The following is a 13223-nucleotide window of genomic DNA, read 5'->3' as shown; positions in this document are numbered from 1 at the left end:
TGATTATAAGGAGATAACGAATTTATTTCACTACATTTGCACGCAATTAAATCATTAATTGCTATGGAAGCTCACCTGAATAAAATTGTTGGAGAAGGTCTCACTTATGATGACGTACTTCTAGTCCCTGCCTTTTCTGAAGTACTCCCCAGAGAAGTTAATATTCAAACCAAATTTACTCGTAATATTACTATAAACGTACCAGTTGTATCAGCTGCTATGGATACGGTTACTGAATCACGAATGGCTATAGCCATTGCGCAAGAAGGAGGTATTGGTGTTCTTCATAAAAATATGAGCATTGCTCAGCAAGCGGTAAAGGTGCGTAAAGTAAAACGTGCAGAAAGTGGTATGATCATAGATCCTGTTACTTTACCATTAAATTCTTTTGTTCGTGATGCTAAAGCGAATATGAAAGAATTTAGCATTGGTGGAATTCCGATAGTAGATGGCGAAGGAAAATTAATTGGTATTGTTACCAACAGAGACCTTCGTTTTGAAAAAAATAATGACCGTCCAATTTCTGAAGTAATGACCACTAAGAATTTGGTTACGGTAAGTGAGGGTACTTCATTGGCCCAAGCCGAAGATATTCTTCAAGAAAATAAAATTGAAAAACTTCCGGTAGTCGATAAGAACTATAAATTAGTAGGTCTTATCACTTTTAGAGATATTACAAAATTGACCCAAAAGCCTATGGCTAACAAGGATACCTACGGTAGGTTACGTGTTGCTGCGGCCATTGGTGTTACGCCAGATGCAGTAGATAGGGCAGAGGCTCTAGTAAATGCAGGTGTTGATGCTGTTGTTATTGATACGGCACATGGTCATACTAAAGGTGTGGTTACTGTTTTGAAGGCAGTTAAAAAGAAATTTCCAGATTTAGAAGTTATTGTAGGTAACATTGCAACAGGTGAGGCAGCTAAATATTTAGTAGAAGCCGGTGCAGATGCCGTAAAAGTTGGTATTGGTCCAGGTTCTATTTGTACTACTCGTATTGTTGCAGGGGTTGGTTTTCCACAGTTTTCCGCTGTGTTAGAAGTAGCAGCAGCGATTAAAGGTTCTGGTGTTCCGGTAATTGCCGATGGAGGAATTCGCTATACAGGTGATATTCCAAAAGCTATTGCAGCTGGTGCGGATACCGTTATGTTAGGTTCTCTTCTTGCGGGAACCAAAGAATCTCCAGGTGAAACTATCATCTATGAAGGCCGAAAATTTAAGTCATACCGTGGTATGGGCTCTGTTGAAGCTATGAAAGAAGGTAGTAAAGACCGGTATTTTCAAGATGTAGAAGATGATATTAAGAAACTAGTTCCAGAAGGTATTGTAGGTCGTGTACCATACAAAGGAGAATTATATGAGAGTATTCACCAGTTTGTTGGTGGTCTTCGTGCAGGTATGGGTTACTGTGGTGCTAAAGACATCAACGCATTAAAAGAGAATGGCCGTTTTGTTAAGATTACAGCAAGTGGTATTAACGAAAGTCATCCTCATGATGTAACTATTACTAAAGAATCACCTAATTACAGTAGATAGATATTAATTATCTTCAAATAACAAAAAAAAGAGCGCTCTTAGAGTGCTCTTTTTTGTTACTTAATATCCTCGCAAAATCAAATGCTACTTGGCAGGAACTGAACCTTCTTTTTCGCTAAAAGTATGCACCCTATATAAATCATCGGACGCTTGCAATAATTTACTCAATAGAGTCGGCTCTAAATTGGGGTTATCCCTTAGGAAATCATTTAAAATAGTATAAGCTTCGGCAGACGTATGTTTGCCGATGGTATTATTGAGCCATCCTTTAGGAAAGAAAATATCACCTGTTTTTTGAACTTCCTCTAACATGTCTAGACTTGTTCTTAAGTTTTTAATGCTTTCTTCGTCTCTTAATGGATGATTTAGATTGCTTAATGCGCTTAATACCCAAGATTCTCTCTGTCTGTTGTCCTTATCTTTAAGAGATTTAAAAAATTCCCGTCTAACAGCTAAATCATTTGATAACGAAGGGAGCAGGAAATTAAACTCCGTCAAATCATCAGGGTTTTTAATATCTTCCTTGGCTTCTTGTAAAATGTTCTCATAGTCCGTATGATTGAACAGAGCCAAACTCATAGCCATTTTGGTATAATCATCTTGGTTCAACTTCAAATTGGGTATGATATGGTCTTTATGCCAAACGCTATACAATTGGGCAGTTGATTTCTCAGAAAAAGCAATTGAACGAAAAGTAGAAAACAGCGTTTTCTTCATATTGGCAGGTATCTCCATCTGTAATTGAGACCAAAGCATGTCTCCAAGAAGAGGTTGATATTTTATTCTTTCTTCAGGAGAAAGGTATTTCCAAAAAAGGTTGCTAATGTAACCGGAAAGTAGATTGGTCAAAAGCTCGTTTTTCTCAGTAGCTAAGCTCTCTCGGTAGAATTCTAGTATAGTTTCGGGCTTAATTAAACCGTTTAAGGCACTTTCATAACTATTAATGTATATGTAGCCGCGCGTAATATCATCTTTAATTTCAGGAGTTTCTTCGCTTTCTATATCGTACATGGGGAAAACGCCATAACCCATGCCATTGGAATTATAGATAATAGATAAGGGTTTTGATTTTCCTACTGCTGCGCTAAGTTCTACGCTACTCCCTTTCATATCAACTGCAATGTTCTGCAAACTATCTTTGTAGACCAGAGTAATGTCAAAAGTTTGGGGCCACACCCGGTAGCTATCATCTTCTGCGGTTTGGCTTATGGTAAAAGACATTATTCTCTCATTGGAATCGTACACTATTTGTTCATGAAATATAGGACGCCCAGGACCGTTTACCCAAACCTCACTCCATTTTTCAATATCCACGTCTGTATTTTCTACAAATAGGGCAATTAGGTCGTTCCACGTAGCATTACTGTTACTGTAGGTCTTAATATATTTTTGAACCCCTTTTTGAAAAGCCTCTTTGCCTAAAGCCGCTTCTAATTGTCGCATCATTATAGGTGCTTTGCTGTAGATAATACTTCCGTAAAGGGAGCCGGCATTCTTTAGATTATCTAATTCTTGGCGAATAGGATTAGACCCTCTGGTCCTGTCTTCACCATATGCCCTAGGGTAGTGCGTGGTCATAAAAGCGAGGTCGTGATTAATTTCCAGGAAAACCGGATTAGCTATTTTATCGGCCATAAAATTAGCGAAGACTTCTTTCATCCAAACATCATTGAACCAATCCATAGTTACCAAATCTCCAAACCACATGTGGCTTGTTTCATGAGCTATAAGTTTTACCCTTTGTAGTTTTTGATTTTCAGTAGATGTTTCATCCAAGAACAGAGTACTTTCTTTGTATTGAACGGCACCCACCTGTTCCATGCCACCATATTGGTACCCGGGAATAGTTGCAAAATCTAGTTTCTGAAAAGGGAATTTGTGGTCGGTATAATCTTCTAAAAAGGATATTGATTGTTGATGAAGATTAAAAATAGTATCTGTACTAAAAGCAATCTTATCCTCATTGGTTTCCCTGTAAAGCATTTTCATATCAAACTTACCCGGATTTTGGTGGGTAGTTTCAAATTCGCCAGCAACAAAAGAGAACAAGTACGTGCTCATTTGATCACTTTTGCCAAAATGATGTTTGGTAAAACCTTCAATTTCTTCTTTATTAACTTTTGGAGCACCGCAAAGTACTGCCCAATCTTTTGGTGCGGTAATATCTAAGGAGTAAGTAGCTTTTAGATTGGGTTGGTCAAAACAAGGGAAAAGTGTTCGGGCTCTGTCCGGAACTAGAAGTGTATAGAGATAAGTATCGTTTCTGTTTAAAGATGATTCACCGGCAATAAATTCAATTTCTATAGTGTTTTCGCCAATATTAAGGTGCTTAGGGGCAATTATAATATGTTCTTCTTCATGAACAACGGTAATCTTTTTGTTGTTGGCCACAATAGATTTTAAGTTGGCAGTTTTTTCTTTAAAGTCTAGATACAACGGAGCCTCTAGATTAGAAATTTCTACATTTAGAACTAATTTGGCGGGTATAGGCGAATTTCTGTCTTTCGGGATATTAAAATCTAGTTGATAGTTTATATCGGAAATTTGGCTTTTTCTATAGTTCGCCAGTTCTAAAGAAACTCCGTTTTCCAATTTAAAAGGAGCATTATTTTTGTCTGCGCAGGAAAGAAGGGCGAGACTTGCAATTAAGGTGATTAAGAATGTTTTCATGAACTTTTGAACTGGAAATTTACTTTGGTAGAATGAAAGTACTCAAAAGTAAAAACGAATACAAGAAGAATAGAGTAATCTAGCTTTTGAATCATAAAAAAAAGCCCGATATCATTCAAATGATATCGGGCTTCGTAATGTCTTATTATAGCATCTTATTTTCCTTCGCCCGTGTAGGTCTTCCAATCTTGGTCTTTATAAATATTGTCGCCAAAGTATTTAGCGATATTTAAGAAAGGCTCTGGTTTCTGGTAGCCAGGTACCGGAGAAAGCATATTCATTTCTTCATCTAAAAAAATAGTGGTTGGATAACTCATTCTGCCTTGCATAAGTGCAGCAGCAAATTCATGATACCCTTTTTTTCCTGATGGAATAAATTTATAGGTTTTTCCTTTAAAATCAATAGGGTCCTTGCCTTCCCCATCTAGCTTAACCATGTAAAAATTATCGGCCATGTAAGCGGCTACTTGAGAATCTTGAAAAGTATCTTTGTCCATTTTTTTACACCATCCACACCAATCTGTATAGACATCTATAAAAATCTTCTTCGGATTCTTTTCGGTAGCTACCAATTCAGCTGCTTCATCCCAACTCAACCATTTAACCTCTTGGGCACTAATGTTTGTGGCTGTAAGTCCTATAAATAAAAATAGGACAAATTTTAAAGCGTATGTGGTGGGTATTTTCATCTTGATTTTTGCGGTATTAGTCCAACTAATGTACCAAAACTAACGAAAATGTGACAAGTTTATTTTGCTAAAGCTTTTTCCTTCTTCTGAGAAAAGAGATTTTTAACATCTATTTGATGTTTAGTAAGATCCTCAAAAGTCTCTCGTTCCCTAATTAATATGGCTTTACCCTCATGCCATAGAACCTCTGCAGGTCTAAATCTTGAGTTGTAATTACTGGCCATAGTAAAGCAATAAGCACCTGCGTTTTTGAAACAAAGAATATCTCCTTCACTTATTTCGTTAATTCTCTTGTTGCTGGCAAAAGTATCGGTCTCGCATATATAACCTACAACAGAATAATAACGCTCTCTGCCACTAGGGTTAGAAATGTTCAAAATTCTATGAGTAGCGCCATAAAGCATAGGTCTGATCAAGTGGTTAAAACCTGAATCTATACTAGCAAAAACGGTAGAAGTAGTTTGTTTAACCACATTTACTTTTGCAAGAAAGTTACCTGCTTCACTAACTAAGAATTTCCCTGGTTCAAAAGCCAAAGTAAGTTGTTTGCCATATTCTTTACAGAACTCGTTAAAACGAGTACCTAATTTTTTACCCAATTCCTCAACATTGGTTTCAATATCACCTTCTTTATAAGGAACTTTAAATCCGCTTCCAAAATCAATAAAATCTAGGTTTTTGAAGTTTTTAGCGGTATCAAAAAGTATTTCAGAAGCGTATAGGAAAACGTCAATATCTAAAATATCACTTCCGGTATGCATATGTATACCGTTTATGTTCATGTTAGTAACATTAACAATACGCAACAAATGCGGAATCTGGTGTATACTAATACCAAATTTAGAGTCAATATGGCCTACTGAGATATTGGCGTTTCCGCCTGCCATAACATGCGGGTTGATACGAATGCACACAGGTACATCTGGATGCTTGCTACCAAATTGTTCTAAAATAGAGAGGTTATCTATATTGATACGAACTCCCAATTTAGAAGCTTCCTCTATCTCTTCTAGAGAAACACCGTTAGGAGTGAAAATTATTGATTGAGGTTTAAAACCAGCAAGTAATCCTAATTGAACTTCTTGTATAGAAACCGTATCCAAGCCACTGCCTAAACTATTCATTAGCTTAAGTATGGCAATATTGGACAATGCCTTTGCGGCATAGTTAAGTTTCAATTTCTTTACGCTGCTAAAAGCACTTGTAAGTCTCTGAAACTGAGAAATTATTTTTTCCGAATCGTAAACGTAAACGGGATCTCCATAGGTTTTTGCTATATTTAGCAAATCGGCATTATTCATATCCTTCGGTATTTGATACAAATTTAATCCGTTAATCCCATATGGGCAAAAAATCAACCACAAATATAAAAAATACAACAAATTGTTATTTTTAAAACAAACAAGGTTTTAAAATAAGTTTGTGGTTAGTCAATTCAGTTGTATTTTTAGACCAAATTTCACATTATGAAGCTGGCATTATTACCCTTACAATCTATTTTTTTTCCAGGTGAGACAGTACCCCTGCATATTTTTGAAGATCGCTATAAGCAGTTAATAGTAGACTGTAGAAAAGAGGCGGTTACCTTTGGTATTCCAGTTTATATTAATGATAATATGATCTATGGTACAGAGGTACAATTGGTAGAGATAGTGAACACATATGATAATGGTGAGATGGATGTAACCTGTGTAGCGCGCCAAGTTTTCCGTATTCTTAGTTTTGAAAAACAAATGAAAGGGAAACTCTATGCCGGTGGTACCATTCAGTTTTTAGACAGTGTAAATGATGCTGAAAAAGAGATAAAGCAAGAAGTATTGGATAAAATACATGAATTATATGAGCTAATGGGTGTGCCTTATACCCCATTGCCATTAGAGAAGTTCAATAGTTATGTATTGGTGCATAAGATGGGACTTTCGTTTAATCAAGAATACCAATTGCTGCAAATGCCTAGTGAACGAGATCGATTATTATTTATGAAATCTCATTTAATTTCCACCATTTCTATGTTAAGCGAAGTAAACCGCACCAAAAAGACGATAGAAATGAACGGGAATTTCAAAAATTTTGACCCGTTAGATTTTGAAGACTTTAATCTTTAGAGCTCTATCATATGGGTTAGAACCCTATGTGTTAGGTTAATTATAATGGTGTTTTTGATTATTTTACATTGGTTACAGTCAAGTATTTCTGAAATAAGATTTTCTCTGCTTGCAACTAACTCCATATTTCATTAGTCTAAATCCTTTGCGTTTGCTATTTTTGCTTCTGAATCTAAATATACCTTAATATATGAATCTTCACGAGTACCAAGGAAAAGAGATTTTAGCCAGTTTCGGTGTGCGCATTCAGCGCGGTATCGTGGCCCATAATCCAAAGGAAGCGGTTGAGGCTGCAAAACAGTTAACGGCAGAGACCGGAACCGGTTGGCACGTTATAAAGGCCCAGGTGCATGCAGGTGGTCGAGGTAAAGGTGGAGGCGTAAAATTGGCCAAAAACCTTAAAGAAGTAGAAGAAATTGCAGGAAACATCATAGGGATGAACTTAATTACTCCACAGACATCTGCTGCGGGTAAAAAAGTACACCAAGTTTTAGTTGCCGAAGATGTATACTACCCAGGCGATAGTGAAACTAAAGAGTTTTACATGTCTGTTGTATTAAACAGAGGTACAGGTAGAAATATGATTATGTATTCTACAGAAGGTGGAATGGATATTGAGGAGGTTGCGGAAAGCACTCCTGAACTTATTTTCACTGAAGAGATTGATCCATCTACAGGTCTTTTAGGATTTCAAGCTAGAAAAATAGCCTTTAATTTAGGTCTTTCTGGTACTGCATTCAAGGAAATGACAAAATTCGTTACAGCCTTGTATAAAGCGTATGTAGAAAGTGATTCTAGTATGTTTGAAATCAACCCTGTGTTGAAAACATCAGATGATAAGATTATGGCAGTAGATGCTAAGGTGTCTATTGATGATAATGCACTTTACCGTAGAAAGCAATATGCAGAAATGCGTGATTTACGTGAAGAGAATGCAATTGAAGTTGAAGCTGGGGCATTAGGTCTAAATTATGTTGATTTAGATGGAAATGTTGGCTGTATGGTAAACGGAGCCGGATTGGCAATGGCCACAATGGATTTAATCAAAATGGCAGGTGGTGAGCCAGCTAACTTTTTAGATGTTGGTGGTACAGCTGATGCTAAAAGAGTAGAAGAAGCTTTCCGTATCATTCTAAAGGATGAAGGTGTTAAAGCAATTTTGGTTAATATTTTTGGTGGAATCGTACGTTGTGACCGTGTTGCAAATGGTATTGTAGAAGCTTACAAGAATATGGGAGACGCTATTAAAGTTCCTATCATTGTTAGATTGCAAGGTACTAACGCAGAAATTGCAAAAGAAATCATTGACAATTCTGGTTTAGCAGTACATTCTGCAGTTCAGTTTCAAGAAGCTGCTGATATCGTAAAAGAAGTATTGAGCTAGACTCTTATACTTTTTATAAATTTTAAAGAGGGATGAACCACATGGTTTATCCCTCTTTTTTGTTCCAAATAAGGAGTTTTTTTTATCCAGTCCCTCCTTTCATAGTAAGGCTGTGAGGTAAAAAGCTGAGGTTTCGTTAGTTTTTATATCTATTTTATGACATTACTGTTTTATAGTGTTAAAATTTATTAAATTAATAATATGCAGGCTTTAGATTGTGTTATCTTTAATATGAATTAGTTATCTGAATTAGCAAAACAAAACAAGATATCATGAAAAAATCAGTTTATGCACTTATGGTGATGATGGCGTTGAACATAGGCTATGCATTTGCCGGCACTCCAGAATCACACCAGCCAAAGGCGGTACAACTACTTACTTCTCAAATTTATGAGATGTTAAGTGAAAACGTAATTCCAAATGAAATTAGAGGCTCAAAAGCAGAAGTTAGAGTTGCTGTTGATGAAGGAAATTATTTAAAAATTCTTTCTATAGAAACAGATAACGAAGCACTAAGAACCTATTTGAAAGGAGCTATTGATTACGAAAAATTATCCAAGGGTACTTTCCAAAAAGGTATTGTATATCGTATTCCAATCGAAGTTGCGAAACGATAAGAAAAGCTTCTCATTTTATAATTGAAAAACGGTCTCTTTATAGGAGACCGTTTTTTTTTAAATTATGTTGTATTCAGGAAATAACTTTTTTAGAAAGCTTCCATTATTCCGTCATAAACCACTTCTCCATTAATAATGTTTAGTCCCTTCTTAAGTGCTGGGTCTTTATCAGTGGCAGTTGCCCATCCTAAATTCGCTAACTTTAATACGTACGGTAGCGTAACGTTGGTAAGTGCTACGGTAGATGTGTAAGGCACCGCTCCAGGCATATTTGCTACAGAGTAATGTACAACATCATCAATAATATAAGTAGGATCTTCATGAGTGGTAGGTCTCGTAGTTTCTACGCAACCACCTTGGTCTACGGCAACATCTACAATAACAGTTCCTGGTCGCATTTCTTTAAGCATATCCCTAGTAATAAGATTAGGTGCTTTAGCTCCTTTTAAAAGAACACCACCAATAATAAGGTCATGTGTTTTTATGTACTTGCGGATATTGAATTCGTTAGAAAACTCGGTTATTACATGAGGAGGCATAACATCGTTTATATATCTCAGACGTTTCATATTAATATCTAAAACAGTAACCTGAGCACCAAGGCCAGCAGCCATTTTTGCCGCCTGTACACCAACTACTCCAGCACCTAAAATAAGAACTTTGCCAGGAGCAACACCAGGTACACCACCTAATAGAACGCCTCTACCTTTTGCAGGTTTTTCTAGATATTTCGCACCTTGCTGAATTGCCATTCTTCCTGCAACTTCGGACATTGGTGTTAAAAGAGGTAACGTACCATCTTCATCTTCCACGGTTTCGTAAGCAATACATATAGATTTACTCTCTATCATTGCCTTTGTTAACGGTTCGCTAGATGCAAAATGAAAGTACGTGAAAATAATTTGATCGGGCTGTACCAGGTCATACTCTTCAGCCATAGGCTCCTTGACCTTCACAATCATTTCGCTAATACCGTAAACTTGTCCTATGGTGTCTAAAATAAGAGCACCCGCTTTTTTGTAATCATGATCAAAAAAACCACTGCCATCTCCTGCACCGGATTGCACATAAACGATATGGCCGTTTTTGGTTAGTTCAAATACACCGGCAGGAGTCATACCTACGCGATTTTCGTTGTTCTTAACTTCTTTGGGGATACCAATAGTCATGTTTTGTTTTTTTTGATAAATTTAAGGAAGTTATTTTTTTAAACTAGCTTTCCTCTGAAGTTTGTGAATCAATTCCTACGTAAGTGTTGAACTGACCAGACAATTCTGCTTCTTTATTTTTCTTTACTTTCTCAATTATATATGGGATAAAGGAAAGGGTAACCATACCAAAGCCTATTAAGAGTAAAATTGTAGGATTGATAAAGAAATCACTAAAAGAGAATATACCAATAGCTAACATGGTTGAAAACGGTAAAGACAATGCTAAAATATTTACAGCAAAGTTGATGTCAAAGGTTGGTTTGTCCTGCTTGTCATTTTCTTCCATAGAGCTAATGGCGCTCATATGGGCAAATGGCCAAAAACTACATGAGCTTTGTGGGAATACTATTAGTAAAAGTACCAATGGTGCCGACAGGGCCGGAAATAATAAAATGAAAACAGCGGATATACAGAATGTAATTCCTGCTCTTCTTGTTAAAAGAGAGAGAATCAATCCAAATTCTCCAGATTTTATACGTACCGCCATGCCTATGAACAATAGGATAAGAGGGGTCATTATTACTTTAATATGTAATGCAGTATTTTGTACGAACGATGGTAAAGATTCTAAATTGAACCCAAAGGATAGAAGTAAGAGACCAACAATTATAACCAAATTAATAGGTTCTTTTATGAGCGCTAAACCTAATCCCTTTAGTTTGTTAGAGGTTGAGGTTTGTAAATCTTTTATAGCTCTTTTTTGATACCAATGCATGGCAACCATATAAAGCAGTATAAGAACAAAAATTTTATTTCCAACATCAGCAAGAGCAGCTAGTGCTACAGAATCATCGCCTAAATAAATGGCAATGAAAGGGAAGCATGATAGACCTGGTGCCAAAGAAGGCATCAGCATCATTATAGTTCGTTTTTTTGAGTTTTCTTCTTTAGATAAGGTTGTGTTCAGAAGATATTTTGATGCTAGTAGCATAACTAGGTTAAATGCTAGAGCAAGCAAGGGGAATATCAATAAAGAACTATCTAATTTTATTTTTAAAAGCGCAACGAAAATTACGGCTGGTAAGGCAACACTTAGAATAATAACTTTTACACCTTTAAGGTCTTGCTTCGCTACTTTTTTCTGTAATAGTAACCCTAGACCAATAATGAGTAATAGTTCTAGCGTATTTTGAAGGGCGAAATTCATAGGGAGATTAGTTTAAGAGTTATTGATATGAGTAGGTAAAAAGGGTTGAATAACCCGTTGAGAGCCAGCGTCTAAAATATCAAGGCAATTGACTAGAAAAACCGACTCTCTGGGGGCATTGCATAATTTTAAGCCAGTACTTTTTGTAAGGCAGCACCAAAAAGTTTCATTTCTTCCATAGTACCCATACTAACACGACACCAGTTTTTGTCCATAATGTTGAAAGCACGAACACCAACACCTTCTGCGGTCATTTTTTCTAAGAATGCTTTTCCGTCCATTTCAATCGGAAAGATTATAAAGCTTGTAGACGACGGTACATAGCTATAACCCATGCCATCTAATACAGAATAAACATACTCTCTACATTCAGAATTCAATTTTCTTGTTTTGTTTGAAAATTCAACATCATCCATACTTGCCATTGCAGCATGAATCGATGGTAATGAAATACCCATGCCACCTCTTGTTACCTTTTGAATGATAGCCAATGTTTCTGGTTGAGCAACCATATAACCTACACGTAAACCGGCCATACCTTGAATTTTAGAGAAAGTACGTGCAATCATTACATTTTTACCTTCGTTTATTAGAGATACCATACTTTTTTTGGCAGCATCATCTAAAAATCCTAAATAGGCTTCATCTACAAAAATTGGAACTTTTTCAGAAACCCTAGAGCAAAAATCAACAAGTTCTTCATGGTCTGTCATACTTCCCGTTGGGTTGTTCGGGTTACAGATGTATACCAGTTTTGTGTCAGCATCGATTGCCGCTTCCATAGCAGGTAAATCATGAGACCAATCCTCTTTTAGTTTGATAGGCTTCCATGTTGCTCCTGTAGCTTCGGCTACTTTTATCAATGACATGTATGCAGGGTCCGCAGAAACAATATTTCCTCCATTTTGGAAAAATACCATCGCAGTTTTCTCTAAAAGGTCAGAAGAACCAGGCCCCATCATAATAGTTTCAGTTTTAACACCTTCTAGTTCAGCAATTTTATCGACCAATTCGAACATTTCTTTCCATCCATAACGATTACCTTTTGGCGCATATTTTTGAAAAGCATCAACAGCCATAGGTGATGGTCCATAAGGGTTCTCATTAGCATTTAATTTTGCAAGAAGTTCAACAGGTTTGTCTACTTCATAAGGCAAATACTCTTTAAAAAAAGGAGTATATGGAAGATTGCCTTGAGCATCTATGATCACTGGCTCGTTACCAAATGCCCCATAACTTAAATACGGTGCAGCTATTGCTCCAGCTGCTGTAAGTGCTCCTCGTTTCAACCATGCTCTTCTGTCTAATGTTTTCATAATAATATGTGTTTTAAGTTAAAAAGTTTAAGTTTAATTTGATTCTACTGGTTCTGCGTTCAAACCTAAATCACTAGATGCTACAATAGTGTCGTCGGTAGCGCTTAGGTAAATGTTTATGTGAGTATCCATGGTCTCGATAGCGTCATAATAAGTCTCATCGGTAATCACGAAAAACTTACTTGATGCAAATTCACCAGTAGATCCGTCTACAGTATCTAAAGTTGTTACAGTAGTGGTTTCTGTTCCAATAGCGCCATCTAGAATAAGTGCAGGGTGCATTAAATCCTCTACTGTATTATTCAGGGAAACCTGAACTAAAGTTTGGTTTAAAGTTGTTTTGTAGAAAACTACCCTGCCATAAACATTAGAGCCTGACGGATCAGTTGATTCAATCGTGTATGCTAGATAGGTGCTTAAAGTACCGCCACCTTCTGCTGTAGTAAGTACGGGTTCTAGTCTCTCTTGCTCACAGGATAAAAGACCCAGAGCTACGGTAAAAATTAAGATAATAGTTTTATATGTTTTCATAATCTTCTTCTTAATTG

The 13223-nt window shown here is 36.6% G+C and carries 11 protein-coding genes; 4 read left to right on the top strand and 7 right to left on the bottom strand.

The window, feature by feature from the left end; all coding sequences use genetic code 11:
* Window positions 1-63 precede the first annotated feature (63 nt).
* Entirely contained in the window at window positions 64-1536 is a 1473-nt protein-coding gene (gene guaB, locus HW347_RS12605) for an IMP dehydrogenase (RefSeq protein WP_155595514.1), read from the top strand.
* Window positions 1537-1620: 84 nt separating this feature from the next.
* Here the strand turns inward: guaB and HW347_RS12600 are convergent, their stop codons facing one another.
* The 3 genes from HW347_RS12600 to lysA all read right to left on the bottom strand — a co-directional run bounded on the left by HW347_RS12600 (window position 1621) and on the right by lysA (window position 6196).
* Window positions 1621-4206, bottom strand: coding sequence for a M1 family metallopeptidase (locus HW347_RS12600; RefSeq protein ID WP_214612193.1), 2586 nt, complete (start codon window positions 4204-4206; stop codon window positions 1621-1623).
* A gap of 155 nt (window positions 4207-4361) precedes the next feature.
* Window positions 4362-4895, bottom strand: coding sequence for a thioredoxin family protein (locus tag HW347_RS12595; RefSeq protein WP_214612192.1), 534 nt, complete (start codon window positions 4893-4895; stop codon window positions 4362-4364).
* A 59-nt stretch (window positions 4896-4954) separates the two neighbouring features.
* Window positions 4955-6196, bottom strand: coding sequence for a diaminopimelate decarboxylase (gene lysA, locus HW347_RS12590; RefSeq protein ID WP_214612191.1), 1242 nt, complete (start codon window positions 6194-6196; stop codon window positions 4955-4957).
* Between the two features lie 165 nt (window positions 6197-6361).
* Between lysA and HW347_RS12585 the strand changes: the two genes are divergently transcribed.
* From HW347_RS12585 to HW347_RS12575, 3 genes are all read left to right on the top strand, one after another.
* Window positions 6362-7000 (top strand): LON peptidase substrate-binding domain-containing protein, encoded by a 639-nt coding sequence (locus HW347_RS12585; protein ID WP_155594403.1) that lies wholly within the window; start codon window positions 6362-6364, stop codon window positions 6998-7000.
* A 190-nt stretch (window positions 7001-7190) separates the two neighbouring features.
* A complete protein-coding gene (gene sucC / locus HW347_RS12580) occupies window positions 7191-8384 on the top strand; it encodes an ADP-forming succinate--CoA ligase subunit beta (protein ID WP_194532226.1) in 1194 nt (397 codons plus the stop codon).
* Between the two features lie 272 nt (window positions 8385-8656).
* Window positions 8657-9001: a hypothetical protein gene (locus HW347_RS12575; protein ID WP_214612190.1), complete on the top strand. Its 345-nt coding sequence runs from the start codon at window positions 8657-8659 to the stop codon at window positions 8999-9001.
* 89 nt (window positions 9002-9090) lie between these two features.
* Here the strand turns inward: HW347_RS12575 and ald are convergent, their stop codons facing one another.
* The 4 genes from ald to HW347_RS12555 all read right to left on the bottom strand — a co-directional run bounded on the left by ald (window position 9091) and on the right by HW347_RS12555 (window position 13206).
* Window positions 9091-10170 carry an alanine dehydrogenase gene (gene ald / locus HW347_RS12570; protein ID WP_214612189.1) on the bottom strand — a complete coding sequence of 360 codons (1080 nt, stop codon included), beginning with the start codon at window positions 10168-10170 and terminating at the stop codon, window positions 9091-9093.
* 43 nt (window positions 10171-10213) lie between these two features.
* Window positions 10214-11359 carry an AEC family transporter gene (locus HW347_RS12565; protein ID WP_214612188.1) on the bottom strand — a complete coding sequence of 382 codons (1146 nt, stop codon included), beginning with the start codon at window positions 11357-11359 and terminating at the stop codon, window positions 10214-10216.
* 128 nt (window positions 11360-11487) lie between these two features.
* On the bottom strand, window positions 11488-12675 hold the full coding sequence (locus HW347_RS12560) for a pyridoxal phosphate-dependent aminotransferase (protein ID WP_214612187.1): 1188 nt from the start codon (window positions 12673-12675) through the stop codon (window positions 11488-11490).
* A 33-nt stretch (window positions 12676-12708) separates the two neighbouring features.
* Complete coding sequence (locus HW347_RS12555) at window positions 12709-13206, bottom strand: hypothetical protein (RefSeq protein ID WP_214612186.1); 498 nt, start codon at window positions 13204-13206, stop codon at window positions 12709-12711.
* Window positions 13207-13223: the final 17 nt, after the last annotated feature.

This window comes from Zobellia barbeyronii (assembly GCF_018603515.1).
GTDB classification, from domain to species: domain Bacteria; phylum Bacteroidota; class Bacteroidia; order Flavobacteriales; family Flavobacteriaceae; genus Zobellia; species Zobellia barbeyronii.
The sequence above is the reverse complement of the archived record's forward strand: the minus strand, read 5'-3'. Positions and strand labels throughout refer to the sequence as shown.

Bases quoted from the DNA above. Each gene is read 5' to 3' on its own strand.
- ald (WP_214612189.1), bottom strand. From the start codon at position 10,170: ATGACTATTGGTATCCCCAAAGAAGTTAAGAACAACGAAAATCGCGTA.
- lysA (WP_214612191.1), bottom strand. From the start codon at position 6,196: ATGAATAATGCCGATTTGCTAAATATAGCAAAAACCTATGGAGATCCC.
- guaB (WP_155595514.1), top strand. From the start codon at position 64: ATGGAAGCTCACCTGAATAAAATTGTTGGAGAAGGTCTCACTTATGAT.
- HW347_RS12575 (WP_214612190.1), top strand. From the start codon at position 8,657: ATGAAAAAATCAGTTTATGCACTTATGGTGATGATGGCGTTGAACATA.
- HW347_RS12560 (WP_214612187.1), bottom strand. From the start codon at position 12,675: ATGAAAACATTAGACAGAAGAGCATGGTTGAAACGAGGAGCACTTACA.
- HW347_RS12585 (WP_155594403.1), top strand. From the start codon at position 6,362: ATGAAGCTGGCATTATTACCCTTACAATCTATTTTTTTTCCAGGTGAG.
- sucC (WP_194532226.1), top strand. From the start codon at position 7,191: ATGAATCTTCACGAGTACCAAGGAAAAGAGATTTTAGCCAGTTTCGGT.
- HW347_RS12565 (WP_214612188.1), bottom strand. From the start codon at position 11,359: ATGAATTTCGCCCTTCAAAATACGCTAGAACTATTACTCATTATTGGT.
- HW347_RS12600 (WP_214612193.1), bottom strand. From the start codon at position 4,206: ATGAAAACATTCTTAATCACCTTAATTGCAAGTCTCGCCCTTCTTTCC.
- HW347_RS12555 (WP_214612186.1), bottom strand. From the start codon at position 13,206: ATGAAAACATATAAAACTATTATCTTAATTTTTACCGTAGCTCTGGGT.
- HW347_RS12595 (WP_214612192.1), bottom strand. From the start codon at position 4,895: ATGAAAATACCCACCACATACGCTTTAAAATTTGTCCTATTTTTATTT.